The organism is Reyranella sp. GW821-FHT14A01, assembly GCF_058803965.1.
This window is the reverse complement of the sequence record NZ_JBXAPM010000006.1, coordinates 41,471-66,126: the sequence shown is the minus strand read 5'-3', so window position 1 is coordinate 66,126 and position 24,656 is coordinate 41,471. Positions and strand designations below refer to the sequence as shown.

Here is a 24,656-nt window from a genome sequence, read left to right as displayed (position 1 = left end):
ATGTATCGAGGCCTGAGGCCCAGCGGGCCCTGTTAGCCTTCGTTCGTATTTGAGTCGGGAGAAGGGGCGATGTCCCTCGTCGTTTACAACACGCTGTCGCGCGAGAAGGAGCCGTTCGTACCGCTGGATGAGTCGCATGTGCGCCTCTATGTCTGCGGTCCGACCGTCTACGACTACGTCCATATCGGCAACGCGCGGCCGGTCGTCGTGTTCGACGTGCTTTACCGGCTGCTGAAGCGCCACCATCCGAGTGTCACCTATGTCCGCAACATCACGGACATCGACGACAAGATCATGGTGCGCGCCGCCGAGAACAAGGAATCCATCGAGGCGCTGACGGCGCGTACGGCGGCTGCCTACCAGAGCGACATGGGTCGTCTGGGTGCGCTGTCGCCGGACGTCGAGCCGCGCGCCACCAAGTATGTCGGCGAGATGATCGCGCTGATCGAGCGGCTGGTCGCGCGCGGCCATGCCTATGCCGGGGAAGGCCACGTGCTGTTCGACGTGCCCAGCATGGAAGACTATGGCCGCCTGTCGCGCCGCTCGCATGACGAGCTGATCGCCGGCGCGCGGGTCGAGGTCGCGCCCTACAAGAAAGACCCCGCCGACTTCGTTCTGTGGAAGCCGTCGACCGATGCGCAGGCGGGCTGGCCCAGCCCCTGGGGCCGCGGCCGTCCGGGCTGGCATATCGAGTGCTCGGCCATGAGCGGCGCGCTGCTTGGCGAGACGTTCGACATCCATGCCGGCGGTCTCGACCTCATCTTCCCGCACCACGAGAACGAGATCGCGCAGAGCCGCTCGGCCTTCGGTCATGCCATCATGGCGAAGTACTGGATGCACAACGGCTTCCTGAACATCTCCGGCGAGAAGATGAGCAAGTCGCTCGGCAACTTCTTCACCGTGCACGAGCTGCTCGACCAGTATCCCGGCGAGGTGATCCGCCTGCTGCTGCTGTCGGCGCAATACCGCCAGCCGCTCGACTTCACGCACGAAGGTCTTGCCCAGGCCAAGGGCACGCTCGACCGCTGGTACGGGCTGCTGCGCGGCAAGGCGCTGGAAGAGAAGCCGATCCCGGCCGCGGTCGAGGATGCGCTGTCGGACGACCTCAACACGCCGCTGGCCATCAGCGCGCTGCACCAGCTGCGCGATCCGTCGGAACTGAAGGCGGGCGCCTCCGCGCTCGGCTTGCTGCAGCAGGACCCCGAAGCCTGGTTCCGCTGGATGCCGGCAGCCGCGGCCGATGGTCCGTCGGATGCCGAGATCGAGGCGGCGATTGCCGCCCGTCAGGCCGCGCGCAAGGCCAAGGACTTCAAGGAGTCCGACCGCATCCGCGACGACCTCAAGGCCAAGGGTGTGATTCTCGAGGACGGGCCGAAGGGCACGACCTGGAAGAGGGGCTAGCGCATTCTGATGCGCTGGCGGGCGGCAGCGCCTTCTGAGGCGCGAGAGCCCGCACGGTGCAGAAAAGGCAGTGCTGCCTCGAACGTCACCTCTTCTCGAAGATGATGCTCTGCACGGCGCGGCCGAAATAGCCCTGGCGGTCGGCGAGCCGCGCGGCGGCGATGCCGACCGAGTCCGGGCCGATCCAGGTTTCCGCGTCGAGCAGCACCCAGTCGCCGACCGGCTCGCGGCCGAGACTGACGGTCAGGTCGGCGTTGATGAACGTCCACTCGTTCATGTCGAAGACGGACGAGGTGCCGTTGCAGAAATCGGCGGCGATGACGGCGCGCATCAGCGGCGAGATCGCTGCCCCCTCCACGATCGGCCGCGTCGCGCGATACCAGACGGCGGCCGGGCCGGGGATGCGGAAGCCGCCCTTTGCCGTGCGCATCTCGATGCCCTTCAGGAAAGGTGTTTTCGTCGCGAAGAATTCCGGTGGGGCACACTCTTCCGGCATCGCGAGCGAGACCGGCGGCCCGTTGGCGATCGCCGGCATCTCCTTGGGATCGATGCGGATGCGCAGCGCGCTGGCCCGCACGACCTCGGCGCCGTCGGCGAGCAGCCGCAACGATACGAGCTGGATCTTGCGGCCCTCGCGGACGATCTCGGTCTCGATGGTGAGTGGGGCCACCGGCACCGGCCGCATCAGGTCGACGGTGAGGCGGGCGACGCGCATCGGCACGGGCGACGGCAGTCGTTCGACGGCCCAGCAGATCAACGAAGAAGGGGCCGCTCCGTGCTGCAGCTTGGGGCTCCACGGACCGCCGGCGAAGGCGCTGGTTTCGACAGTGGTGCCCTCGACGCGATAGATCGCTTCCATACGCTTCAGCTCCGGATGAACCGGAGCAGGTCGTCGTTGAAGCGCTCGCGGTCGGTGATGAAAAGCCCGTGGGGCGCGCCTTCATAGACTTCGATCCTACTCCCGGCAATCGCCGCTCCCGTGCGACGTGCGTTGCCCGGCATGGTCGGCATGTCGTCCGACCCGTAGACGATCAGGGTCGGTACGTGGATCGCGCGCAGGTCCGAGCGGAAGTCGGTCTCCGTGAAAGCGCGCAGGCATTTCTCGAGCGCACCGGCATCGGCCTGATAGGCCATGTCGAGCGCCCACCTCACGGTCTCGGGCGCCGCGTCATTGCCGAGCAGGCCGGGAGCACCCGCCGCCAGATAGGCCTTCGGATCGGCCTTCAGGGCAACGACGAGTTGGTCGAAAATCTGCCGGTCGGTGCCCTCGGGATTGTCTTCGGTCTTCACCGCAAAGGGTGTCGTCGGCGCGACGAACATCGTCCGTGCGATACGCTTGCCGGCATGCCGCGCGAAGTAGCGGGCGATCTCGCCGCTGCCCATCGAGTGTCCGACCAGCGTGGCATCCGTCACGTCGGTCTGTGCGAGCACCGAGGCGAGATCGTCGGCCAGCGTGTCGTAGTCGTAGCCGGCGGGCGGCTTGGACGAGCGTCCGTGCCCGCGGCGATCGTAGGTGATGGCCCGATGTCCGTGGGCTGCGAGAAACGCGACCTGCTCCCGCCAGATCTCGCCCGACAACGACCAGCCGTGGATGAAAACGACCGGCGTGCTGCTGCCCCCGTTACCGCCAGTGTCGCGAAAGGCGAGCGTCTGTCCGTCGTGCGTGTCGATGAAGCCGTCAGCCATGATTGTCCTCCTTCGGTGCACGGGAGATGCGCCCGGAGGTCCCCGAGGTCGATGACGCGGCAGGTAATGACTTGACGGTCCCTTGTATTTAACATAGTTGTTAAATATGGATATGCTCTCCCAGACCTTCTCCGCCCTCGCGGATCCCACGCGTCGCGCCATCCTCGCGCGGCTTGCCAGCGGCGGTGCCACCGTCGGTGAATTGGCCGAGCCGTTCGACATGTCGCTGCCGGCGGTGTCGCGGCATCTCAAGGTGCTGACGGATGCCGGGCTGATCGAGCGCCATACGGAGGCGCAGTGGCGTCGCTGCGAGCTGCGCGGCGAGGGGCTGCGCGCCGCGGCCGACTGGATCGACCATTACCGGAAATTCTGGGAGGCCAGCTTCGATCGCCTCGATGCCTTTCTCAAGCGTACCGAACCCACGCCCGATCCAAATCCCAGGCCGACGAAAGGAACGCCCCGTGCCCGACGCAAGACTCGATAACAACACGCTGCATCTCAGCCGCATCTTCGACGCACCGCGCGAACGCGTGTTCGAGGCGTGGACGAACCGGGACCAGTTCGTCCAGTGGATGTGCCCGCCCGGTGTCGAGATCACGGTCTGCGAGATCGACGTTAGGCGCGGCGGTGCCTGGCGCATCGACGGTCGCCATCCTGGCGGGATCTTCTCTTCGTCGGGCGTCTATCTCGAAGTCGTGCGGCCGGAGCGGTTGGTCTTCACCTGGGCGCACCATGCCGACGGCGACTTCGCGCGCCCGCGCGGCCACGAGACGACAGTGCGGGTCGAGTTGCGCGCCATGGGTGATCGCACAGAGCTCATTCTGATCCACGGCCCGTTCGCCGACGCCGACAGCTTCGGCAATCACCAGCGCGGCTGGGCCGGCACCTTCGACAAGCTCGTCGCATTCCTCGGGAGGACCGCATGACCACGCATCCCGTCGTTTCCCACGAGGCCTGGCTGGCGGCGAGCCGCGAGCTGCTCGCGAAGGAGAAGGAGTTCACGCGGCTGCGGGACGAGCTGTCGCGCGAGCGACGTGCATTGCCCTGGGAACGGGTCGAGAAGGATTATTCCTTCGAAACGCCGGAAGGACGCGTCGCCCTGGCCGATCTGTTCGGCGGGCACCGCCAGCTCCTGGTCTATCACCTGATGTTCGGTCCGGACTGGACCGAGGCCTGCAAGAACTGCTCGTTCTGGGCCGACAATTTCAATGGCATCGACGTGCATCTCGCGCAACGCGATACGGCGCTGGTCGCCGTGTCACGGGCGCCGCTCGCGAAGCTGGAAGCCTACAAGAAGCGGATGGGCTGGACCTTCCGCTGGGTGTCGTCGGGCGAGAGCGACTTCAATTTCGACTACAAAGTGAGCTCGCCGCCGGGCGAGGACGAGATGGACTATAATTTCGGGACGATGAAGGTCGGGCCGGGAGAAATGCCGGGCCTCAGTGCCTTCCGACGCGGCGACGATGGCGCGATCTATCACACCTACTCGACCTACGCGCGCGGCATTGAAATGGCGAACGGCGCTTACCACCTGCTTGATCTGACCTCGAAGGGCCGCGACGAGGCCGGGCTTCCCTTCACCATGAGCTGGGTGAAACGCCGCGACCAATACTGAGGATGAGAGGGTCGTCATGAAGGCAGTCTGGCAAGGCAAGGTGATTGCCGAGAGCGACCGCACGCTCGAAGTCGGCGGTTATCGTTACTTTCCGCGCGATGCCGTCCAAATGGATTTGCTGAAGCCGACGCCCAAGACCGGCAGCGACCTCGAATGCCCACACGGTGTGCAGTTCTATGACGTCGTCGAGGGCGAGACGCGCAGCCCGCGTGCGGCATGGTCCTACGAGGCGCCGCAGGAGAAGATGAAGCCGGTCGATCACTGGATCGGCTTCTGGGAAGACGTGAAGGTCGCTTAGTTAAGAGACGGGACTAAAAGAAAACGGCCGGCGAATGCCGGCCGTTTCGATTCTGGCAGCAGGAGCGTTTTAGCGCGCCGGCGAGATCGCCGTGATCGTCAGCGGCGTCGTCATGCCGATCACGACGTCGCCCACCTTGATCTTCTTCAGCATGTCCTGCTTGGCGATGGAGTTGGCCGAGTAGGTGCGGACCGGGCCGCCGCGGCCGTCGATCACCGAGACCGAGTTCTTCGCGAGGTCGACGGCGACGACCGTGAGGGTGAAGCGGCCGGCCTCGACATCGGTCTGGTTCGTCGCGCCCATCTGGTCCTTGCGGGCGAGCTGGGCGCCCGGGCCCTTCTGGCGCAGGTTCAGCATGGTCACCACCTCGGAGTAGGTGATGTTGGCCATCGATCCGTCGTCGATCGCATCCAGGTTACGGACGCTGTCGGCCACGGGGAGGATCTCGAGCTGGCCGTTCGGCATGGTGAAGGCCACCGTGCGGCTTTCCGGATCGGCCGATTCGATCTTGACCCGCTGCGTGACGACGTTGTTGAAGGCCACGCCTTCGCGCGGGACGGCCGTCACCTGCGCCGATGCCTGCCCGCCGGGCAGGCCCACGCCGATCGCCAGAACGGCCGCGAACAGGGAAACGCCAGCGGTCATCTTCATCGAACGGATCGTCATTGCCGTGTACCTCGCAAAACCCCTAACGCGCCGGACAATAGCGATCCGAACACGCGAAGCAACCACCAAGGCCGTGAGGTTCTCAGGCAAAATGGGACAGCACGGCCCTGGCGACGACGTCGGGCTGGTCGAGATAGGCCAGATGGCCGGCATTTGCGACCGTTTCGACCCGTGTAGCCCCGTTGATCGCCTTGGCGAACCGGCCGGCGTAGCTTGGCGGTAACACGCCGTCCCGCTCACCCCACAGGATCAGGGTCGGCGTCTCGATCAGGCCGAGCCGCTTCTCCAGCCGGGTATTGCCGAGCGGCCAGAAGGCGCGGGCGGCGGCTTCCGAGGCTCGGGTCATCTCGATCGGCCATTCCACCGAATTGGCGCCCTCCGGCGCGGCGACCAGGTTGTTCCAGTTGGCCGCCTCGGCGCACATCAGGCTCGGCAGCACGTCCCTGCGCTGCGCCCAGGGATCGGCGGCGGGCTCCTTGTCATCGAACAGGCCGAAGGGGGCGATCAGGACGAGCTTGCCGACATGGCCGGGGAAGATCGCCGCCATTTCGGCTGCGAAGGCGCCGCCCACCGAGGCGCCCACCAGGTCGGCGCCGGCGAGGCCCGCTTTGTCGACGATCTGGCGCACCGCCAGCACCCAGTCGAGATGCGTGTCGAGCTCGTTGTGGCCCGTCGCGCCGGGATAGCCGGGCAGGGACGGCGCGATCACCGTCCGGGTCTCGGCGAGCCTGTCGAGGAAGGGCAGCCAGCGCGGCAGGCCTCCGAGGCCGGCCAGGAAGCCTAGCTTGGGACCGGTGCCCTTCGTCCAGACGCGGCAGGGGTGGCCGTTAACGTCGACGGTGGTGGTCGCGGGTTCGGACACGAGGCTACTCCGCGGCGACGGTCTGCGGGCGGAAGGCCGGGATCGCGGCGCGCTGGCCCTTCGCCATGGGCTTGGGCCACCACCTGTTTTCCCACTCGCCGAACAGGTCCTTCACCTTCGGCATCACCTGCTCGGCGAACAGGCGCGTGTTGTACTTGGTCGTGTCCTTGCTCATGTTGCCGTACTGCAGCAGCAGCATGAGGTTGCCGACATTCAGGCTCGTGCCGACATGGCGGATCTGCTCCGCCACTTCATCGGGCGTGCCGATGATCACGTATCCGCCGTCGACGATGTCCTTCATGTTGGTGGCCTTCAGCGCCGCCTTGGCCGCGGGATTGGCGACATTGGCGGCCTTGGACACCATGCTCTGGATGCCGGCGCGCTGCGTCGCCTCCGTCGTATAGCCGGGCGGCTGGGCGAAGCGCGGATCGATGTGCAGGCAACGGCCGTAGAAATACTCGGCCGGCTCCGTATAGAGGTCGAGCGCCTGCTGGCGGCTCTCGGCCACGCCGACGAACTGCAGGAAGCCCGCGCGGTAGGGATTGCGGTCCTTGCCGAGCTTGTCCATCTCGTTCCAGAAGCCCTGCATCGTCGCCAGGCCGGCCTTGTAGCCGTAATACGACAGATAGCAGTAGACGTAGTCCATCTCCGCGCACCACCGCCACGTCTCGACCGAGCCGCCGCCCGGGATCCAGATCGGTGGATGCGGATCGTCCTGGATCGGACGCGGCCAGATGTTGACGTAGCGCTGCTGGTTGTAGCGGCCGTTGAAGGCGAAGGTATCCTTCTCGGTCCAGGCGCGCTTCACGAGATCATGCGCCTCGAGATAGCGCTCGCGCAGTAGGCTGGGGTTCTGGCCGTAGGCGTAGCAGGTGTCCATCGGCGAGCCGACCGGGAAGCCCGCGATCAGCCGGCCGCCCGAGATGCAGTCGATCATCGCGAATTCTTCGGCGACGCGCGTCGGCGGATTGTAGAGCGCCAGCGAGTTGCCCATGACGCAGAGCGCGGTGTCGGTGGTGCGGCGGGCCAGCGAGGAGGCGATCAGGTTGGGCGAGGGCATCAACCCGTAGCCGTTGGAATGATGCTCGTTCACGCAGACCGCGTCGTAGCCGAGTTCGGCGGCGTATTCGAGTTCGTCCATGAAGTCGTTGTACATGTGATGCGCGCGCCTGGGGTCGAACAGCGACGAATGGATGTCGACCCACACCGACGGGTGCTTCTTGTTGAAGTCGGCCGGAAGCTCCGTGTACGGCATCAAGTGGAACCACATGAGCTTCATGGCGCCTCCTCCCTAAACTCGAGCTGTGTTGGTAAACGCTCGTTTACCTCGCAACCCTGCCGTGAGTTGAGCGGGCGGGCAATGTGGGATTTCCGCAGGGCAGGGGTAATTTTGTTGTTTTTCCCCCGTGCCAACCGTTCCGAATCGTATTTTGTGCATTGCACTCTCGCTGCCGCAGCAATAGCTTCGCTGCAACGCAGGAGGATTTGCCATGTCCGTCGTCGCTTTCGCGGCTCGCCCTCATCCCACGGCCAATCAGCCGAAGAAGGATCTCTACGAAGTCGGCGAGATTCCGCCGCTCGGGCATGTGCCGAAGAACATGTACGCCTGGGTCATCCGGCGCGACCGCCACGGGCCGCCGGAGCAGTCCATGCAGCTCGAGGTGGTGCCCACCCACGCGATCGGCGAGGACGAGGTGCTGGTCCTCGTGATGGCCGCGGGCGTGAACTACAACGGCGTGTGGGCCGGCCTCGGTCTGCCGATCTCGCCGTTCGACGTGCACAAGCAGCCGTTCCATATCGCCGGCTCCGATGCCTCGGGCATCGTCTGGGCGGTCGGCGCCAAGGTGAAGCGCTGGAAGGTCGGCGACGAGGTCGTCATCCACTGCAACCAGGATGACGGCGACGACGAGGAGTGCAACGGCGGCGACCCGATGTTCTCCACCAGCCAGCGCATCTGGGGCTACGAGACGCCGGACGGCTCGTTCGCGCAGTTCTGCAAGGTGCAGGCGCGCCAGCTCATGAAGCGCCCGCAGCACCTCACCTGGGAGGAGAGCGCCTCCTACACGCTGACCCTCGCGACCGCCTATCGCATGCTGTTCGGCCATCGCCCGCACATCCTGCGGCCCGGCCACAACGTTCTGGTATGGGGTGCGGCGGGTGGCCTCGGCTCGATGGCGATCCAGCTCATCGCCACGGCCGGCGCCAACGCCATCGGCGTGATCTCCGATCCGTCGAAGAAGGACTTCGTGATGTCGCTCGGCGCGCGCGGTGTCATCAACCGCAACGACTTCGACTGCTGGGGCCAGCTCCCCGACGTCGACGACCAGGCGGGCTATGCCGAATACATGAAAAAGTGCCGCAAGTTCGGTGCCGCCATCTGGGAACATACCGGCAAGGGCAACGACGTCGACTTCGTGTTCGAGCATCCCGGCGAGCAGACCTTCCCGGTCTCCTGCTTCATCGTGAAGCGCGGCGGCATGGTAGTCTTCTGTGCCGGCACCACCGGCTTCAACCTGACGATGGACGCGCGCTTCGTCTGGATGCGCCAGAAGCGCATCCAGGGCAGCCACTTCGCCAACCTGCTGCAGGCCAGCCAGGCCAACCAGCTGGTGATCGAGCGCCGCATCGATCCGTGCATGAGCGAAGTCTTCGAATGGGCCGACATTCCCAAGGCCCACACCAAGATGTGGAAGAACCAGCACAAGCCCGGAAACATGGCCGTGCTGGTCTCCGCCAAGCGCCCGGGCCTGCGGACGCTCGAGGACGCGCTCGACGATTAAGCCGTCGTCTCGACCGCCTGAACCAGCGCGGACTTGATGCCGAGACGGTCGAGCAGCTCGGCATCGCGGTTGCGTTGCGGGTTCTTGGTCGTCAGCAGCACGTCGCCGATGAAGATCGAGTTGGCGCCGGCCAGGAAGCACAGAGCCTGCAGCTCGTCCGTCATGTACTGGCGGCCGGCCGACAAGCGCACGACGCTCCTGGGCATCAGGATGCGCGCGACGGCGATCATGCGGACCAGCGCGATCGGATCGGGGCGATCGGCCGTGTCGTTCACCGGCACGCCCTTCACCTCGTTCCAGAGGTTGATCGGCACGCTCTCGGGATGGCTCGGCAGGTTGGCGAGCAGCAGGAGCATGCCCAGCCGGTCCTCGACCTGCTCGCCCATGCCGACGATTCCGCCGCAGCACACTTTGAGGCCGGCATCGCGCGCGTGGGCGAGGGTGTCGATGCGGTCCTGCATCGTGCGCGTGGTGATGATCTGCCCGTAGAACTCGGGCGAGGTGTCGACATTGTGATTGTAGAAGTCGAGACCGGCCTGGCGCAGCCGCGCCGCCTGCTCGGGCTTCAGCATGCCGAGGGTCGCGCAGGTCTCCAGGCCGAGTTCCTTGACCGCGCTTACCATGTCGCACACACGATCGAGATCGTGATCCTTCGGATTGCGCCAGGCGGCGGCCATGCAGAAGCGGCTGGCGCCGGCTTCCTTGGCGCGGCGCGCGGTCTCGACGACGCTCTCCTGCGCCATGAGGCGCGTCGCCTTCACGTCGGTGTCGTAGTGGGCGCTTTGCGAGCAGTAGCCGCAATCCTCGGGGCAGCCGCCGGTCTTGATGCTGAGCAGGCTGGCCGTCTCGACGTGATTGGGATCGAAGTTCCGGCGATGGATCGTCTGCGCTTCGAACATCAGGTCGGCGAAGGGCAGCGCGTACAGGCGCTCGGCTTCGCTGCGGGACCAGTCATGCCGGATACCTGTGGTGCGGTCATCGCCTTCGGCTGAGGGGCTGGCGAACATGTCCATGAACGGAATCCTCTACTCTACTGAACGCTGTCCGCCACCTTTAACCCATGATCTTCTTGGGCGGACCCTTCCTTCTTCCTACCATGTCGCCCTGAGGCCCGCGTTGAGGGCGTGCGTGCTGATGCCTGCGCCCATTTCGCCGTCGTAGCGCGCATAGAGCGACACGCCCGGGGCGACGACGGTGTTGGCGGCGAGGCTCAAGACGGCCGAATCGGTCTGGGGTGACGCGCCGAACACCGTGAAGTTGAAGCCGGGCGCGCCGGCGAAGTTCGCCGTCACCGGCCGCGAGGTGCTGGCATATTCATGCGCCCAGCCTGCCCGAAGCTGTATCATGAGCTTCTCGCGCCCGTCGGCCCCGAAAGCCCCCGCAAGTTCGGCGCCCAGCACGCTGCGCACCGAGCTCGTCGTCTGCGCCGCCACAGTGAGGTCGAGCGCGCCCGCGCCGGTTTCGGTGAAGCCGGACTGGCCGTTGATCGTGCTCTGGAAGCGCGCGAAAGGCGTGATCGACGCGGCGGCCGGCATATAGAGGTCGAACCGATAGCCTGCCTCGGCCTGGCCCAGGAACTGATTGGCGCCGGCGCGGCCCTGGGCAACGCGGGCGGCCAGATTGGGCAGCACGATCTGGCGCGTCATCTGGTTGTCGTTGTAGCCGTAGCCCACGAGGCCATCGAGATAGAAGCCGGCTTGCACGAAGGAGGCGTAGAGGCTGGCCTGGTAGCTGTTGGTCGTGCCCTGGCCGCTGAAGCCGCTCAGCCACTGGTTGCCGCTCGCATAGCCGACGCCGAAGCCGGCCAGGAAGCGCGGGTCGAAGCGATAATCGGCGCCGGCGGCGAAGCCGGCTACGTTATAGCTGAGGCTGGCTGCATTGGCGTTGCCGGCGACGCTGCCGGTTCCGCCCAGAGCGCTGCCCCAGACGCTCCAGGGGCCCGCAGGCTCGCCGGCACAGGCCTCGCTCTCGCAAGCCTGTGCCACGGCCAGGCGATTGCCGCTGCCGAAACCGCCACGCGCCAGGCTCATCTGCTGGCCCAGCATGTTCATGAACATCAACCCGCTGCCGAGGTTGGCGGTGCCGAAGCCCGAATAGTTCTGGCCGCTCATTGCAGCCATCGCCGCCTGGCCCTGCGCCTGGGTGTAGGTCGCCATGGTGCCGATGACGGTGGCGAAGTCGCCGCTCGATCCCGCGACGCTTTGGTCGAGCGCGCCGCCCACGGCCGATTGATTGGCGGTTGCGGCTCCGGCCGCGAAGCCGCCCGGCTTCAGCGTCAGGTAGACATTGTTGGCATCATAGCCGAGCGACGACTGGAGAAACGGAAAGAGGGTACTGCTGCCGGCGTAGGTACCGGTGACGCCGCCGGCGGCACTGAGGATGGTGTAGGTGGTGCTGGGCGCATAGACGCCGGTCGCGGCAACGACCTCCACCGTGCCGCCTGAGAGGGTGGCAGTGCCGGGCGCGCCGCTGACGTTGATGCGGTCGGCCTGGCCGGCAGCATTGGCCTCGACATGGTAGCGGCTGCCGGCGGCCTGGGTATAGGCGCCGTTCACGCTCAGCGTGCCGATGGAGTTGCCGGGCGCGACGACGCCGTTGTTGACGACGGAGCCGACGATGGTGCCGCTGCCGCCCAGCACTCCGGTGTTGAGCAGGTCGCCGTTGAAGATGCCGTTGTTGATCAGGATCGAGCTGTTGTCGAACGTGCCGGCCGTCTGGTTGAAGGTGCCGTAGTTCGCCAGCCCGCCCCGCAGGGTGCCGCTGTTGTCGATCGTGCCGCGGTTCACGAGCGCGGTGTTCACAGACTCGAACGTGCCAGCGTTGGACAACCTGGAGCCCGCGGCGACCGAATAGCCGCCCCCGCTCACGAACGTAGCCCCCGCATCGACGGTGAGGTCGCCCACCATCGAACCGGAGAGCGCCATCGTGCCCTCCTTCACGAACGTGCCGCCGCTGTAGGTGTTATGTCCGCCGAGGATCAACAGGCCGCTGCCGTACTTGGCGAGGCCGCCAATTCCGGAAATGTCATTGCTCCACATGTCGACGGCGTGAAATCCTCCCTTCGAGGCGTCGAGCGTCACGCTGACGTCGGAATTGAAGGCGCCGTAACCGCCGGCTGCCTTGAAGAGATTGAGACGGACCCAACCCGAGCCGTCGTCGAGCGGCCCTCCCGACGGCAGCTCCGTGGTCGCCAGGATGTCGCGAATTTTCGTATCGTCGAGATAGGGGAAGCGCGACCGGAGCAGCAGTTCGGCTTTGGCCGGCACGACGGCAGGAAGATCGATTGCGCCGACGGCGGGCAGTTTGTAGGTGGCCAGATCCTCATAGGCCCGGTTGGCCGCCGCGAACTGCGACGCCGACGGGAAGACGCCGCTCGCCATGCAGGCCGCGACATTCGACGCACAACTCGCGTAGGGCACCGCTGTGTATTTTGAGCCAAGCGCATCATGGAGCAGATCGGAAAGGCCGCCCGTGCCGAAGAGATATTCCGGGAACGTGGTGTAGGCGGGAACGCCGTCATAGTTCGGCACATCCTTCAGGATGTAGTCGGTACTGCCGGCCAGAAGCTTTGTCATTGTGTAATAGGCGAGGATGCGGCCACCGATCACGTCGAGCGTGTGGTGCACGCCCATGATGTTGCGGCTCAGTCCGAACTGCTGACCCGAGATCATCATGCTTTGATAGGCCTCCGGCATCAGCATCGCATAGAGCAGTGCGGTGGTGTTGCCCTGAAGCGAATGGCCGCTTGGAAAGGCTCCGGAGGTCTGCAGTCCATCCGGACCGGATCCCCATTCGTCCTGCTGGATCTGGAGAGCGATTGTGCCTGCCTGTGCCGGCGTCCACGGATTGTTCGCGATCTTCTTGCTGATCTGGAAGGGCCGCGGATCGACCTGTTGTGCATTGGCATATTGCGTCGATTGGCCTTGAAAGGCAGCGGCATAGGCGTCGAATGACGCCTTGAGCGCGTCGATTTCCTGGACGGCCCCGATATAGTTGTCGGCGGACGCGCCGTTCCCCGTGAGCAGCCCGGTAATCGCGGTGTAAAGAGGTTCGTTCTGCTTTTTGTAGATCCGCTCGGTCAGCGTATCCGCCAGCGCGCTTGACATCCGGAGCTGCGGGAAAACCCCCAGCGTCGGCAGGATCTGGCTGGTCGACGAGATCTGGTTCCACAGATTGTATTGAGGCTCGCCGTCGCCGGCCTTGAACACGCCGCTCGCATTATCCGCAGCCTGATTCCGCTGGCCGACCGTCGCGTTGCGGTAGATGTCTTCGACGGTCTTCAGATCGCTCCTGAAGACATTCGGGCCGGTCGACGGATTGGGCAACGACTGGAAGGACTTGAGGATGTCGTACTGTTCGGCCACCCGATTGCAGTGCGCGGCGGAGCCTTCGCAACTCACCTGGGCCCTGGCGAAGACAGTTGGCGGCGACACCATGGCCAGCGCCAGCGCGATCCTGGCGATGGCGCGCCGGTGCCGAGCGGAACCCGAGAAGACAAAGGCGAACTTACACGGAATCTTCATGAAGTCGTGCCTTTGCATGCGTTCTCCCCGGTGCCTCGAAATGCTCGCATCGGCGATGCGCCCGCGTGCAATCTACGGGCCGACGGTTGGCCTTCAATGCGCGGATACCCCAAATTGGGTCACAGGCCGCGCAGACGGTCAGCTACCGAACCAACACCGCGGTGGCCTCGGCGGGCCTTCGCCTATTCGCGTTTGTCCGCCACCTTGATGCCCATGATCTTCTTGGCCGGGTACTTCTTGAAGGTGCCGAGATGGTTGCGCATGCCGAGCTGGAAGGCCTCGATATAGGCCAGCTTGCGCGTCAGGTAATTGTGCTGCTCCTTCGGGTCGAGATAGAGGTTGAACAGCTTCGGATAGGCGTAGCGCTCCAGCACGCCGGTGAAACCGCCGGTGCCGAACGCATCGGTCGCGTTGTCGCTCGTGGCCGAGAGCACCATCTTGTATTCGCCGCAGCGCATGCCCGAGAAGGTCTGGCTGAGCCAGTAATAATGGTACTTGCGGTTGGATAGGCCGTCGGGCGCCAGCAGGAACGAGCTCTGGTCGACGCCGTCGATGTAGCGATCCGACGGCAGCAGGTCCGAGGCGCCGGCAAGGCCGAGCGCGGTCGGCACGATGTCGTTGAAGTCGAACAGCCCGTCGCTCTGGCGGCCGGCGTCGATCGTGCCAGGCCAGTACATCAGGCCGGGAACGCGCACGCCGCCTTCCCAGGTCGAGCCCTTGGCGCAGCGGAACGGCGTGAAGGCCGCATCCGGCCAGGTCTCCATGTGCGGGCCGTTGTCGGACGAGATGAAGATCAGCGTGTCCTCGAGCTGGCCCGACTTGCGCAGCGCCTCGACGAGGCGGCCCATGATTTCGTCGAGTTCGAGCAGCGTGTCCTTGTAGGGATGCCGCGCCGGCGATTTGCCGAGGAACTTCTCGTGCGGATAATTGTCGAAGTGCGCGCCGCGGGTGCAGTGATAGAGCAGCCACGGCTTGTCCGACTTGGCCTGCTTCTCGATGAACGCCTCGGAGTACTTGCACCACTTCTCGTCGAGCTCGGAGAGGACGGGGATCGTCACCTCCTCGACGTTGGTCAGTTCCTTGCCCTTGGTCGCGTGCACGAAGCAGCGGTTGAACGGCATGTTCTTGATCCACTCGGTCCGCGCGTCCGAGTAAACGATCTCGGGGAAGAAGTGCGGATCACGCCATTCGGTGTACATGTCCGACACCGAGAGGAAGCCGTAGAAATCATCGTAGCCAACATGCTGCGGCTGGCTTTCGACATTCTCGCCGAGATGCCACTTGCCGACGGCTTGTGTCGTGTAGCCGGCCTGGCCGAGCAGCATGGGCAGCGTGATCTCGCCCTGCAGGCCGCCGGGCTCGCCGTACATCGGCGGGCGGTGCAGGCCGTGGCGGTTGGGCACGCGGCCGGTATGCAGCGTGGCGCGCGAGGGCGAGCAGGAGGGTTCCGAATAGCAGGACGTAAGCTGCAGGCCGCCGCGCGCGATCTTGTCGAAGTTGGGCGTCGGGGCGCCCACGGCCACGCCGCCGCCATAGCAGCCGAAGTCGCCCCAGCCGACATCGTCCATCAGGTAGATGAGGATGTTGGGCTTCTTCTTGCGCGCCGCCAGCTTCCGCGCTGCGGCTTCGATGTCGGCCGTGTGCTTGAAGGCGGGCTCGAGATGGGCTGCCGTCCGCACGGTCTGCGTGGCGATGGCGTCGAACGTCGTCATGTTTCCCCCAAGCTGATTTCGGCGCAAGCTACCCGCTCGCGGCGTCCGTGGCGATGGACTCGGACGGTCTGGTTCCGATGCGTGATAAGGAAAACGACGAGGAAGCATGTTCGGCAGAAGGCAATTCGGCAGGACGTTGGGCGCGGCCGCCGTCGCGGCGCCGGCTATCGTCCATGCGCAGAAGTTTCCGGCCGGCCGCGTCACCATGGTCGTGCCATTTCCGGCCGGTGCCGCCACCGACATCAGCGCCCGCATCTATGCCGAGCGGCTGTCGGCGCTGTGGGGCCAGCCCGTCGTGATCGACAACAAGGGCGGCGGCAACGGCATTCCGGCGGCCGAATCGGTGGTGCGGTCCAAGCCCGATGGCCTGACGATCTTCGCGACCTCGGCCATGACGCAGGCCGTCAATCCGGCGATCTACGACAAGCTGCCCTACGATCCGATCACCGACTTCGAGGCGGTCACGCGCATGGGCACCTCGCCCTTCGTGCTGCTGGTCGACAGGAACAGCCCGATCAACAGTGCGGCCGAGCTGACGGCGAAGCTCAAGGCGGAGCCCGGCAAGTACAATTACGGCGCCGGTGCGCTGCCGGCCCGGGTGGCGTCGGAGCTGTACAAGATGGCCGCCGGTGTCGACGCGGTCTATGTCGGCTACAAGAGCAACCCGCAGGCCATTCCGGATGTCCAGAGCGGGCTTCTGACCTTCATGATGATCGACACGGTCAACGCCAAGATCGCGATGGAGCGCGGCGCGCTGAAGGGATTGTTCGTCACCGACGGCGAGCGCTACGCCTCCGTCCCCGACATGCCGAGCGCGGTCGAGGCGGGCTTGCCCGAGGTGCAGCTCACGACCTGGACCGGCTTCTATGTTCCCAAGGGTACGCCGCGCGAGATCGTGCAGCGCATCAATGCCGACATCCGTACCGTCGCGGCGCAGCCGGAAGTGCTGGAGCGGCTCGCCGCTTTGGGCGGTGCGCCCCGGCTGATGAGTCCGGAGGAGTTCGCCGCCTTTACGCGTTCCGAGAAGGAACGGTGGGGCCAGATCATCCGTCGTGCCAATATCAAGGTGGAGTAGGAGAGACCCATGGCAGGATCCCTGAGCGCCAATGCCGGCCCGCGCTATCGTCACAATCCGGACGAGAGCGCGCCGTACGAGACCATCACCATCGACAAGCTGACGCCGATCCTCGGCGCCGAGATCGGCGGGATCGACCTCAGCAAGCCGCTCTCCAACCGGCAGCAGGACGAGATCCACCGTGCGCTGGCGGAGAACCTGGTCATCTTCTTCCGCGACCAGCATATCAGCCAGGAGCAGCACCTGGCCTTCGGCCGCCTGTTCGGCGACCTGCACACGCACCCCGCGGCGCCGAGCGAGCCCGGCAAGCCCGAGCTGATGATCATCCATGCCGATAAGGATTCGCCGCGCGCCAACGGCGAGGGCTGGCACACCGACGTGAGCTGCGACCTCGAGCCGCCGATGGGCAGCATCCTGTACATCAAGAAGTCTCCGCCCAAGGGCGGCGACACGTTGTTCGCCAGCATGTACGCCGCCTACGAGGCGCTGTCGGACCGCATGAAGATCTATCTCGACGGCCTGACCGCGGTGCACGACGGCGAGTCGGTCTATCGCGGCCTCTACAAGAACTTCAACGTGGCCGACAAGCCTGAGTATCCGCGCGCGGTGCATCCGGTCGTGCGCACCCATCCGGTGACGGGGAAGAAGGCGCTCTACGTCAATCGCGGCTTCACCCGCTCGCTGGTCGGCCTGCCGCGCGACGAGAGCGATGCGATCCTGCGGTACCTCTACGAGCACATGGAGAACCCGCTCTTCCAGTGCCGCTTCCGCTGGCAGGAGAATTCCATCGCCTTCTGGGACAATCGCTGTGTCCAGCATCGCGCCATGTGGGACTACTGGCCGCACACCCGCAGCGGCAACCGGGTCACGGTGGCAGGCGACAAGCCTTACTGATACTGCAGGCGGGTGCTGGTCATATTCGATTGCGACGGGGTGCTGGTCGACAGCGAGCCCCTCGCCAATACCTGCTTTGCCCGCGCGCTGCAGCGCGAGGGGCTCGACTGGAATGTCGAGGAGACGATGCGTCGCCTGATGGGCCGCTCGATGAAGTCCTGCGTCGAGATCGTCGAGGGCGAACTCGGCCGGCAATTGCCCGCCGATTTCGTCGAGCGCCTGCAGGACGACACGCTGCAGACCTTCCGCGATGCGCCGCTGCAGGCCGTTCCCGGCGTCGTCGAAGCCATCGATGCGATCGAGGCTGCAGGCATTGCGACCTGCGTCGCCAGTTCGGGCGGCTTCGACAAGATGCGGGTCACCCTGGGCATCACCGGCCTGTGGTCGCGCTTCGAGGGGCGGATCTTCAGCTCCAGCCAGGTACCGCGTGGAAAACCGTTCCCGGACCTTTTCCTCCATGCCGCGATAGAGATGAACGAGCAGCCTTTCGCCTGCACGGTCGTGGAGGATTCGCTGCCCGGCATCCAGGCGGCGCGTTCCGCCGGTATGCGCGCTCTGGCCTATGTCGGCGCACCCTATACCGACGCCGAGGCGCTGCGCGCCGCGGGCGGACGAACCTTCGACGCGATGTCGTCATTGCCGATGCTGGCATGGGCACCCCGCGTATGAGCATGACCGGCTCCTGGTCGATGGGATCGGGCAAGGGCGAGCGCATCGTCGTTGTCGGCGCCGGCATGGCGGGCCTGGTCGCCGCAAGACTGCTGCACGATTCGGGTTTCGTCGTGAGCGTGCTCGAAGCGCGCGGGCGGATCGGCGGCCGGACCTGGACGGACGATCGTGTCGGCGCGCCGGTCGATCTCGGCGGCTCGTGGGTCCATGGCGTCGAGGGCAATCCTCTCACGCTGTGGTGCGAGAAGCTCGGCATCGAGCTGGTCGAATCGCAGGGCGACCGGCTGCTGATCGACAAGCGCGCGACGTCGCCGACCCGCGAGGGCCAGCGTCGCCGCGCCGTGATGGGCCGGATGGCCTTCAAGGCCGCCATCGAATGGGCGAGTTGGAAGAGCAAGGCGTTGACCCGCATCCGCGGCCCGCGCTCGATCTCGGTGCGTGAAGCCGTCGAGCCGTTGCTGACCGCGTCATGGTTGCCGGAAATCGACCGGCTGGTCGTGGCGACCTTCGTCGAGATGAGCGAGGGCGTGCAGAGCGCCCCGTGGGAGGCGGTGGCGGCGGAGGAGTGGTTCCCCACCGAAGGCCTCGAACGCAACGCCCAGCCCAAGGGCGGCTACCGGCAACTGGTCGACGACGTTGCGCGCGGGCTCGACATCCGCCAGGGCGCCGCGGTCGAGCGCGTCGTCTGGAAAGGCGATGGCGTGACGGCGATCCTGCAGAACGGCGGGCGCATCGAGGCCGACCGCGCCGTGATCGCGGTGCCGGTCGGGCTGCTGCGGGCCGGCCTGCCGGTGCTCGATCCTGCGCCGCCGGAGTTGCAGCGCGAGGCCATCGGCCGCATCGGCTACGGCGCCGGCGTGCTGGGCAAGATCTACCTGCGCTTTCCGCGCCGCTTCTGGCCCGAGTCGCCGAAATGGTTCGGACGCCTGCCGGATTCGCCGCAGCGGCGCGGCGGCTTCAACACCTTCGTCAGCCATCACCAGGAAACCGGCCTGCCGATCCTGCTGAGCTTCTGCAACGGCCATACCGCCATCCATCTCGACCGCGAGGCGAGCGATGCAGAAGTGACCGCCGTCGCCATGCGATCCCTGCGTGCGATGTTCGGCGACAGTATTCCCGAGCCCGAGGCGATGGTCTTCCCGCGCTGGCTGAGCGATCCCTGGTCGCGCGGCGGCTATTCCTATCCCGGCGTCGGCAGCGATCCCGACGATTGCACCGCGCATGCACGGCCGCTCGGCAACCGCGTGTTCTTTGCCGGTGAAGCGACCGAGCCGGTCGAGTACGGCACCGTGCATGCCGCCCTCTGGTCCGCCGAGCAGACGGCGGAGACGATCTTCCGCCTCGCCACCGGCACGGCAGCTTCGCGCACCGCGCGGCCCTGGGCCGGGGCGCGTGCTGGCGCGGGCCGGCACAATGCGGGATAAAAGACGATGACCGCCGCCAATATCCTTTTCGTCCTCGTGCTGGTGTCTGCGTTCGCGACGCTCGGCACGCTGTTCGCCGGCCTGATCAACATGAGCCGCAACCAGGATGGCAACATCGAGGGCAGCCGTCGCAGCAACCGCATGATGTGGTGGCGCGTGCGCCTGCAGCTCCTCACGGTCGTGCTGATCCTGCTGTGGTATCTCGCGAGCAGGAGCTAGGCGATGGCCGTCAATCTCAACCGCATCTACACACGCGGCGGCGACACCGGGCAGACGTCGCTCGGCCGCGGCGAACGCGTCGCCAAGCACGACATCCGCGTCGAAGCCTATGGCACGACCGACGAGGCGAACTCGGTGATCGGTCTGGCGCGCAGCGCCATCGCGCGCGCCGGTGCCGGCGATGCGCGCCTTGCCGAAGCCGATGCGATGCTGATGCGGATCCAGAACGACCTGTTCGATCTCGGTGCCGATCTCTGCACGCCCGAGGGCAAGACCAAGCGCGACGAGCCGGCCCTGCGCATCGTGGCCTCGCAGGTCGAGCGCCTCGAGCACGAGATCGATGCGATGAACGCCGAGCTGCAGCCGCTCAAGTCCTTCATCCTGCCGGGCGGCAGCGAGGCCGCCTCATGGTTGCACCTGGCGCGGACCGTGGCGCGGCGTGCCGAGCGCGGCATGACGCACCTCGCGACCGAGCAGGAGATCAATCCGGAGGCGATCAAGTACATCAATCGCCTGTCCGACCATCTGTTCGTGCTGGCCCGGAGGCTCAACGACAATGGCGCAGCAGATGTGCTGTGGGTGCCGGGCGGCGCCCGCTAACGGCCCAAGCTGTTGAAACATATCGGAAAAATCTTTCACCCTGCGATTTTGTGCAGTGCGCCATAGCCTTGACATGATCGGCTCAACACCCCTACACGAAAACCCCTTCGCCGGACGGGAACAGTCCGGCCGCAACTCACCGATAGGCGCAACGCGATGAAAGTGCTGGTCGCGGTCAAGCGGGTCATCGACTACAACGTCAAGATCCGCGTCAAGGCCGACAACACGGGTGTCGAGACGGCTAACGTCAAGATGTCCATGAATCCCTTCGACGAGATCGCCGTGGAAGAGGCGATCCGCATGAAAGAGAAGGGCGCCGCGACCGAGATCATCGCCTTCTCCGCCGGCCCGGCCCAGTGCCAGGAGACGATCCGCACCGCGCTCGCCATGGGCGCCGACCGCGGCGTCCTGGTGCAGACCGACGCCGAACTGCAGCCGCTGGCCGTCGCCAAGCTGCTGAAGGCCGTGGTCGACAAGGAGCAGCCCGGCCTGGTGATCGTCGGCAAGCAGGCGATCGACGACGACTCCAACCAGACCGGCCAGATGCTGGCCGCGCTGCTCGGCTGGTCGGTCGGCACCTTCGCCAACAAGCTGAACGTCGCCGACGGCTCGGTCGAGGTGAAGCGCGAGGTCGACGGCGGCCTCGAGAACATCAAGATCAAGATGCCGGCGGTGATCACCACCGACCTGCGCCTGAACGAGCCGCGCTACGCATCGCTGCCCAACATCATGAAGGCGAAGAAGAAGCCGATCGAGGTGCTGGCGCCGGACGCGCTGGGCGTCGACGTCGCGCCGCGCCTCAAGACGCTGAAGGTCGAAGAGCCGCCGAAGCGCAAGTCGGGCATCAAGGTGAAGACCGTCGCGGAGCTGGTCGAGAAGCTGCGCAACGAAGCGGGAGTGATCTGAGATGGCCGTCCTCGTCGTCGCCGCGCATGACGGCAAGACCGTCCGCGCCAACGTCTCCAACGCCGTAGCGGCCGCGGCCCAGATGGACCCCGAGGTCCATGTCCTGGTGGCCGGCAGCAACGCCGGCGATGCCGCCCAGTCGGCGGCCGCGATCCAGGGTGTCGCCAAGGTGCTGCAGGCCGAGGATGCGGCCTACGCCAACTGGCTGGCCGAGGACATCGCGCCGCTCGTCGTCAAGCTGGCGCCGAACTACAGCCACATCGTGATGGCCGCCGACTCGGTCGGCAAGAACGTGGCGCCGCGCGCCGCGGCCCTGCTCGACGTCGCGCAGGTCTCCGAGGCGATCCAGGTCGTCTCGCCCGACACCTTCGTGCGCCCGATCTACGCCGGCAACGCGATGGCGACGGTGCAGAGCACCGACAAGATCAAGATCGTCACCGTGCGTCCGACCAACTTCAAGGCGGCGGCGGGCGGCGGTTCGGCCGCGATCGAGCAGATCGCCGGCACGGGCAGCGCGGGCCTTTCTTCCTTCGCCGGCGCCGAGCTCTCCAAGAGCGAGCGCCCCGAGCTGACCAGCGCCAAGATCGTCGTCAGCGGCGGCCGTGGCCTGCAGAGCGGCGAGAACTTCAAGATGCTGGAGACCCTGGCCGACAAGCTCGGTGCCGGTCTCGGCGCCAGCCGCGCCGCAGTCGATGCGGGTTACGTGCCGAACGACTACCAGGTCGGCCAGACCGGCAAGGTGGTCGCTCCCGACCTCTATATCGCCATCGGCATCTCCGGCGCGATTCAGCATCTCGCCGGCATGAAGGACAGCAAGACCATCGTGGCGATCAACAAGGACGAGGAAGCGCCGATCTTCCAGGTGGCCGACTACGGCCTCGTGGGCGATCTGTTCCAGCTCGTCCCCGAGCTCACCGCCGCGATCGAGAAAAAGTAAGCCAACCCGAGGATACCCATCATGATCAAGCGCATCGGAGTCATCGGTGCCGGCCAGATGGGCGGCGGCATTGCCCATGTCTGTGCCTTGAAGGGCTTCGACATCCGTATCGCGGATATCGACCAGACGCATCTCGACAAGGGCATGGACGCGATCGGACGCAACATGGACCGGCAGATCAGCCGCGGCATGATCCGTCCGGAGGACAAGGACTCGGCGCTCGGGCGCATCTCGACCGGCACCGACTACAAGGCGTTCGCCGACTGCGACCTGATCGTCGAGGCGGCGACCGAGAACGAGGCGGTGAAGCGCGAGATCTTCAAGAAGGTCTGCGAGGGGCTGCCGGCCAACGTCCTGCTGGCGACCAACACCTCGTCGATCTCGGTGACGAGGCTCGCCGCGGTCACCGACCGGCCCGGCAAGTTCATGGGCATGCACTTCATGAACCCGGTCCCGCTGATGGGCCTGGTCGAGCTGATCCGCGGCATCGCCACTGAAGAAGAGACCTTCCGCACGGTGCGCGAGGTCGTGGTCAAGCTCGACAAGAAGCCGGTCAATGCCGAGGACTTCCCGGCCTTCATCGTGAACCGCATCCTGCTGCCGATGATCAACGAGGCGGTCTATGCGCTCTACGAGGGCGTCGGCAACGTCGAGGCGATCGACACCGGCATGAAGCTCGGTGCCAACCATCCGATGGGCCCGCTCGAGCTCGCCGACTTCATCGGCCTCGATACCTGCCTGTCGGTGATGCAGGTGCTGCACGAGGGCCTGGCCGATTCGAAGTACCGCCCGTGCCCGCTGCTCGTGAAGTATGTCGAGGCCGGCTGGATCGGCCGCAAGGTCAAGCGCGGCTTCTACGATTATTCCGGCGAACGCCCGGTTCCGACGCGATAAGACGATGGGCGGCGCGATGCGTATCGCCGTCCTGCAGTTCGCCCACGAGACGGTGACGTTCCTTCCGAACGACACCACGCTCGCCGATTTCATTTACCCAGGTTCCCCCGCCAGCGGCGAGGCGCTGCTGACGCACGATCCCAAGTCCTACATGGGCGGGTTCGTGAAGGTGGCGCGCGAGTATGACGGCGTCGAGCTGGTCGGCATCGAATCGCCGCTGTGGCCAAAGACGGGCACCGGCTCGGGCTGGATCACCGAAGAAGCCTACGAGACCTTCCTTGGCCGCATGGTCGCGGGGCTGAAGGAGCAGGGGCCGTTCGACGGCGTCTATCTCAGCCTGCACGGCGCGATGGGCGTGCGCGGCGTCGCGCGCCCCGAAGCCGATATCGCGCGGCGGGTCCGCGAGGTGGTCGGCCGCAAGGCCTTCATCGTCGGCACCTTCGATCCGCACGGCAACGAGGATGCCGAGTTCCTGGCCCAGGCCGACATGGCCTTCACGGTCAAATACTTCCCGCACTACGACAGCCATCTCCAGGGCGAGCGCGCGGCGCGCATGCTGGTGCGCGCGATCCGCGGCGATTACGCGCCCGCTACGGTGACGGTGAAGGTACCGATCATCACGCCGACGGTGCTGCAGTGGACCGGCGCCTCGCCGTGGATGGACCTGGTGCAGCGCGCGCTCGTCTGGGAAGCGCGCGAGCCCGACGTCTATGTGAACGTCTTCTTCGGCTTTCCCTTCGCCGACGTGCCCGATGTCGGCCTGACCTTCCAGGTCATGACCAACGGCAATGCTGAACTGGCGCAAAAGGTCGCCGCCGACATGTCGTCCTGGGCGTGGCGTCGCCGCAAGGATCTGCTCGACACCGCCAGGGTCTATCCGATTCCCGAAGGCGTCAGGCTTGCCAAGGAGGCCATGGCCCGTGGCGAGACGCCGGTCGTGCTGGCCGATCACAGCGACCGCTCGGGCTACGCGACCTGGATCCTGAAGGAAGTGATCGAGCAGGACCTGTCGGACACGCTGATCGCGACCATCGCCGACGCCAGGACCATCGACGCGCTGAAGGAAGAGGGCGTGAAGGTGGGCGACGCGTTCGATCGGGAGATCGGCGGCCTTGCCGACGAATCCGCCGGCCAGCCGGTGCGCGTCACCGGTACGGTCGTGGGCGCTCACGAAGCCCATGGCAGCCTGTGGGTGAGCGTCGCCTTCGGTCGCGGCAATGTCGTGCTGATCAGCCGCTACCTCACGCAGATCGTCGAGCCGTCCCAACTCGCCGGACCTGCTTTTGACCTCGCGCAGTTCAAGGCGATCGCCATCAAGTCGCGCGTGCACTTCCGGCGCGGCTTCGACGATAGCGGCTTCGCCAGGACGATCCTGCTGGTCGAGCCGGTCGAGCCCTTCCTCGGCACGGTGCGCCTCGATGGCCTGCCGTATCAGCATGTCGACCTGAACAAGTTCTATCCCTACGGCGACGTCGCCTTTCCGTGAGCGAGAATT

At 65.9% G+C, this 24,656-nt stretch carries 24 protein-coding genes; 16 read left to right on the top strand and 8 right to left on the bottom strand.

Annotation, left to right across the window (positions count from 1 at the left end; translation table 11 throughout):
• Positions 1–69: 69 nt before the first annotated feature.
• Positions 70–1,401 (top strand): cysteine--tRNA ligase, encoded by a 1,332-nt coding sequence (cysS, locus tag AC1ROX_RS11605; RefSeq protein ID WP_493125584.1) that lies wholly within the window; start codon positions 70–72, stop codon positions 1,399–1,401.
• Between the two features lie 85 nt (positions 1,402–1,486).
• Here cysS and AC1ROX_RS11600 read toward each other — a convergent pair whose 3' ends face one another.
• Positions 1,487–2,260: a thioesterase family protein gene (locus AC1ROX_RS11600; protein ID WP_493125582.1), complete on the bottom strand. Its 774-nt coding sequence runs from the start codon at positions 2,258–2,260 to the stop codon at positions 1,487–1,489.
• A gap of 5 nt (positions 2,261–2,265) precedes the next feature.
• A complete protein-coding gene (locus AC1ROX_RS11595) occupies positions 2,266–3,087 on the bottom strand; it encodes an alpha/beta fold hydrolase (protein ID WP_493125580.1) in 822 nt (273 codons plus the stop codon).
• Positions 3,088–3,193: 106 nt separating this feature from the next.
• Here AC1ROX_RS11595 and AC1ROX_RS11590 point away from each other — a divergent pair, with 106 nt between their 5' ends.
• The 4 genes from AC1ROX_RS11590 to AC1ROX_RS11575 are packed head-to-tail and all read left to right on the top strand — an operon-like array spanning position 3,194 to position 5,000.
• The gene (locus tag AC1ROX_RS11590) at positions 3,194–3,571 is read left to right on the top strand and encodes an ArsR/SmtB family transcription factor (RefSeq protein ID WP_493125578.1); all 378 of its coding nucleotides are present in this window, start codon (positions 3,194–3,196) and stop codon (positions 3,569–3,571) included.
• Positions 3,549–4,013, top strand: coding sequence for an SRPBCC family protein (locus tag AC1ROX_RS11585; RefSeq protein WP_493125576.1), 465 nt, complete (start codon positions 3,549–3,551; stop codon positions 4,011–4,013). The genes AC1ROX_RS11590 and AC1ROX_RS11585 overlap by 23 nt, the downstream gene beginning before the upstream one ends.
• Complete coding sequence (locus tag AC1ROX_RS11580) at positions 4,010–4,702, top strand: DUF899 domain-containing protein (protein ID WP_493125574.1); 693 nt, start codon at positions 4,010–4,012, stop codon at positions 4,700–4,702. Before AC1ROX_RS11585 ends, AC1ROX_RS11580 begins: the two co-directional genes overlap by 4 nt.
• Positions 4,703–4,718: 16 nt before the next feature.
• Positions 4,719–5,000 carry a DUF427 domain-containing protein gene (locus tag AC1ROX_RS11575; RefSeq protein ID WP_493125572.1) on the top strand — a complete coding sequence of 94 codons (282 nt, stop codon included), beginning with the start codon at positions 4,719–4,721 and terminating at the stop codon, positions 4,998–5,000.
• 69 nt (positions 5,001–5,069) lie between these two features.
• Here the strand turns inward: AC1ROX_RS11575 and AC1ROX_RS11570 are convergent, their stop codons facing one another.
• The 3 genes from AC1ROX_RS11570 to AC1ROX_RS11560 all read right to left on the bottom strand — a co-directional run bounded on the left by AC1ROX_RS11570 (position 5,070) and on the right by AC1ROX_RS11560 (position 7,807).
• Entirely contained in the window at positions 5,070–5,666 is a 597-nt protein-coding gene (locus tag AC1ROX_RS11570) for a hypothetical protein (RefSeq protein WP_493125570.1), read from the bottom strand.
• Positions 5,667–5,748: 82 nt separating this feature from the next.
• Entirely contained in the window at positions 5,749–6,528 is a 780-nt protein-coding gene (locus AC1ROX_RS11565) for an alpha/beta fold hydrolase (protein WP_493125568.1), read from the bottom strand.
• Positions 6,529–6,532: 4 nt separating this feature from the next.
• Positions 6,533–7,807 carry an LLM class flavin-dependent oxidoreductase gene (locus tag AC1ROX_RS11560; protein WP_493125566.1) on the bottom strand — a complete coding sequence of 425 codons (1,275 nt, stop codon included), beginning with the start codon at positions 7,805–7,807 and terminating at the stop codon, positions 6,533–6,535.
• 211 nt (positions 7,808–8,018) lie between these two features.
• Here AC1ROX_RS11560 and ccrA point away from each other — a divergent pair, with 211 nt between their 5' ends.
• A complete protein-coding gene (gene ccrA, locus AC1ROX_RS11555; protein ID WP_493125564.1) occupies positions 8,019–9,308 on the top strand; it encodes a crotonyl-CoA carboxylase/reductase in 1,290 nt (429 codons plus the stop codon).
• Here ccrA and bioB read toward each other — a convergent pair.
• From bioB to AC1ROX_RS11540, 3 genes are all read right to left on the bottom strand, one after another.
• The gene (gene bioB, locus AC1ROX_RS11550) at positions 9,305–10,321 is read right to left on the bottom strand and encodes a biotin synthase BioB (protein ID WP_493125562.1); all 1,017 of its coding nucleotides are present in this window, start codon (positions 10,319–10,321) and stop codon (positions 9,305–9,307) included. The genes ccrA and bioB overlap by 4 nt on opposite strands.
• A gap of 78 nt (positions 10,322–10,399) precedes the next feature.
• Positions 10,400–13,849: an autotransporter domain-containing protein gene (locus AC1ROX_RS11545; protein WP_493125560.1), complete on the bottom strand. Its 3,450-nt coding sequence runs from the start codon at positions 13,847–13,849 to the stop codon at positions 10,400–10,402.
• Between the two features lie 164 nt (positions 13,850–14,013).
• Positions 14,014–15,543, bottom strand: a complete 1,530-nt coding sequence (locus tag AC1ROX_RS11540; RefSeq protein WP_493125558.1) for an arylsulfatase — start codon at positions 15,541–15,543, stop codon at positions 14,014–14,016.
• Between the two features lie 106 nt (positions 15,544–15,649).
• Between AC1ROX_RS11540 and AC1ROX_RS11535 the strand changes: the two genes are divergently transcribed.
• The 10 genes from AC1ROX_RS11535 (at position 15,650) to AC1ROX_RS11490 (ending at position 24,647) form a co-directional block, all read left to right on the top strand.
• On the top strand, positions 15,650–16,618 hold the full coding sequence (locus tag AC1ROX_RS11535) for a Bug family tripartite tricarboxylate transporter substrate binding protein (protein WP_493125556.1): 969 nt from the start codon (positions 15,650–15,652) through the stop codon (positions 16,616–16,618).
• A 9-nt stretch (positions 16,619–16,627) separates the two neighbouring features.
• Positions 16,628–17,512 carry a TauD/TfdA dioxygenase family protein gene (locus tag AC1ROX_RS11530; protein ID WP_493125554.1) on the top strand — a complete coding sequence of 295 codons (885 nt, stop codon included), beginning with the start codon at positions 16,628–16,630 and terminating at the stop codon, positions 17,510–17,512.
• A 12-nt stretch (positions 17,513–17,524) separates the two neighbouring features.
• Positions 17,525–18,181 (top strand): HAD family hydrolase, encoded by a 657-nt coding sequence (locus AC1ROX_RS11525; RefSeq protein ID WP_493125552.1) that lies wholly within the window; start codon positions 17,525–17,527, stop codon positions 18,179–18,181.
• A complete protein-coding gene (locus AC1ROX_RS11520) occupies positions 18,163–19,605 on the top strand; it encodes a flavin monoamine oxidase family protein (protein ID WP_493125550.1) in 1,443 nt (480 codons plus the stop codon). The genes AC1ROX_RS11525 and AC1ROX_RS11520 overlap by 19 nt, the downstream gene beginning before the upstream one ends.
• Before the next feature lie 6 nt (positions 19,606–19,611).
• Complete coding sequence (locus AC1ROX_RS11515; protein WP_493125548.1) at positions 19,612–19,824, top strand: twin transmembrane helix small protein; 213 nt, start codon at positions 19,612–19,614, stop codon at positions 19,822–19,824.
• Positions 19,825–19,827: 3 nt separating this feature from the next.
• On the top strand, positions 19,828–20,424 hold the full coding sequence (locus AC1ROX_RS11510; protein ID WP_493125546.1) for a cob(I)yrinic acid a,c-diamide adenosyltransferase: 597 nt from the start codon (positions 19,828–19,830) through the stop codon (positions 20,422–20,424).
• Positions 20,425–20,580: 156 nt separating this feature from the next.
• The gene (locus AC1ROX_RS11505; RefSeq protein ID WP_493125544.1) at positions 20,581–21,330 is read left to right on the top strand and encodes an electron transfer flavoprotein subunit beta/FixA family protein; all 750 of its coding nucleotides are present in this window, start codon (positions 20,581–20,583) and stop codon (positions 21,328–21,330) included.
• A 1-nt stretch (position 21,331) separates the two neighbouring features.
• Entirely contained in the window at positions 21,332–22,267 is a 936-nt protein-coding gene (locus AC1ROX_RS11500) for an electron transfer flavoprotein subunit alpha/FixB family protein (RefSeq protein WP_493125542.1), read from the top strand.
• A 12-nt stretch (positions 22,268–22,279) separates the two neighbouring features.
• The gene (locus AC1ROX_RS11495) at positions 22,280–23,161 is read left to right on the top strand and encodes a 3-hydroxybutyryl-CoA dehydrogenase (protein WP_493126143.1); all 882 of its coding nucleotides are present in this window, start codon (positions 22,280–22,282) and stop codon (positions 23,159–23,161) included.
• Positions 23,162–23,177: 16 nt separating this feature from the next.
• Positions 23,178–24,647, top strand: a complete 1,470-nt coding sequence (locus tag AC1ROX_RS11490) for a M81 family metallopeptidase (protein WP_493125540.1) — start codon at positions 23,178–23,180, stop codon at positions 24,645–24,647.
• Positions 24,648–24,656: the final 9 nt, after the last annotated feature.

What these genes read in the sequence shown, in the direction of transcription:
- cysS (WP_493125584.1), top strand. Translation starts at nt 70, where the DNA reads ATGTCCCTCGTCGTTTACAACACGCTGTCGCGCGAGAAGGAGCCGTTC.
- AC1ROX_RS11600 (WP_493125582.1), bottom strand. Translation starts at nt 2,260, where the DNA reads ATGGAAGCGATCTATCGCGTCGAGGGCACCACTGTCGAAACCAGCGCC.
- AC1ROX_RS11595 (WP_493125580.1), bottom strand. Translation starts at nt 3,087, where the DNA reads ATGGCTGACGGCTTCATCGACACGCACGACGGACAGACGCTCGCCTTT.
- AC1ROX_RS11590 (WP_493125578.1), top strand. Translation starts at nt 3,194, where the DNA reads ATGGATATGCTCTCCCAGACCTTCTCCGCCCTCGCGGATCCCACGCGT.
- AC1ROX_RS11580 (WP_493125574.1), top strand. Translation starts at nt 4,010, where the DNA reads ATGACCACGCATCCCGTCGTTTCCCACGAGGCCTGGCTGGCGGCGAGC.
- AC1ROX_RS11575 (WP_493125572.1), top strand. Translation starts at nt 4,719, where the DNA reads ATGAAGGCAGTCTGGCAAGGCAAGGTGATTGCCGAGAGCGACCGCACG.
- AC1ROX_RS11570 (WP_493125570.1), bottom strand. Translation starts at nt 5,666, where the DNA reads ATGACGATCCGTTCGATGAAGATGACCGCTGGCGTTTCCCTGTTCGCG.
- AC1ROX_RS11560 (WP_493125566.1), bottom strand. Translation starts at nt 7,807, where the DNA reads ATGAAGCTCATGTGGTTCCACTTGATGCCGTACACGGAGCTTCCGGCC.
- ccrA (WP_493125564.1), top strand. Translation starts at nt 8,019, where the DNA reads ATGTCCGTCGTCGCTTTCGCGGCTCGCCCTCATCCCACGGCCAATCAG.
- bioB (WP_493125562.1), bottom strand. Translation starts at nt 10,321, where the DNA reads ATGGACATGTTCGCCAGCCCCTCAGCCGAAGGCGATGACCGCACCACA.
- AC1ROX_RS11545 (WP_493125560.1), bottom strand. Translation starts at nt 13,849, where the DNA reads ATGCAAAGGCACGACTTCATGAAGATTCCGTGTAAGTTCGCCTTTGTC.
- AC1ROX_RS11540 (WP_493125558.1), bottom strand. Translation starts at nt 15,543, where the DNA reads ATGACGACGTTCGACGCCATCGCCACGCAGACCGTGCGGACGGCAGCC.
- AC1ROX_RS11535 (WP_493125556.1), top strand. Translation starts at nt 15,650, where the DNA reads ATGTTCGGCAGAAGGCAATTCGGCAGGACGTTGGGCGCGGCCGCCGTC.
- AC1ROX_RS11530 (WP_493125554.1), top strand. Translation starts at nt 16,628, where the DNA reads ATGGCAGGATCCCTGAGCGCCAATGCCGGCCCGCGCTATCGTCACAAT.
- AC1ROX_RS11520 (WP_493125550.1), top strand. Translation starts at nt 18,163, where the DNA reads ATGGGCACCCCGCGTATGAGCATGACCGGCTCCTGGTCGATGGGATCG.
- AC1ROX_RS11515 (WP_493125548.1), top strand. Translation starts at nt 19,612, where the DNA reads ATGACCGCCGCCAATATCCTTTTCGTCCTCGTGCTGGTGTCTGCGTTC.
- AC1ROX_RS11510 (WP_493125546.1), top strand. Translation starts at nt 19,828, where the DNA reads ATGGCCGTCAATCTCAACCGCATCTACACACGCGGCGGCGACACCGGG.
- AC1ROX_RS11505 (WP_493125544.1), top strand. Translation starts at nt 20,581, where the DNA reads ATGAAAGTGCTGGTCGCGGTCAAGCGGGTCATCGACTACAACGTCAAG.
- AC1ROX_RS11500 (WP_493125542.1), top strand. Translation starts at nt 21,332, where the DNA reads ATGGCCGTCCTCGTCGTCGCCGCGCATGACGGCAAGACCGTCCGCGCC.
- AC1ROX_RS11490 (WP_493125540.1), top strand. Translation starts at nt 23,178, where the DNA reads ATGCGTATCGCCGTCCTGCAGTTCGCCCACGAGACGGTGACGTTCCTT.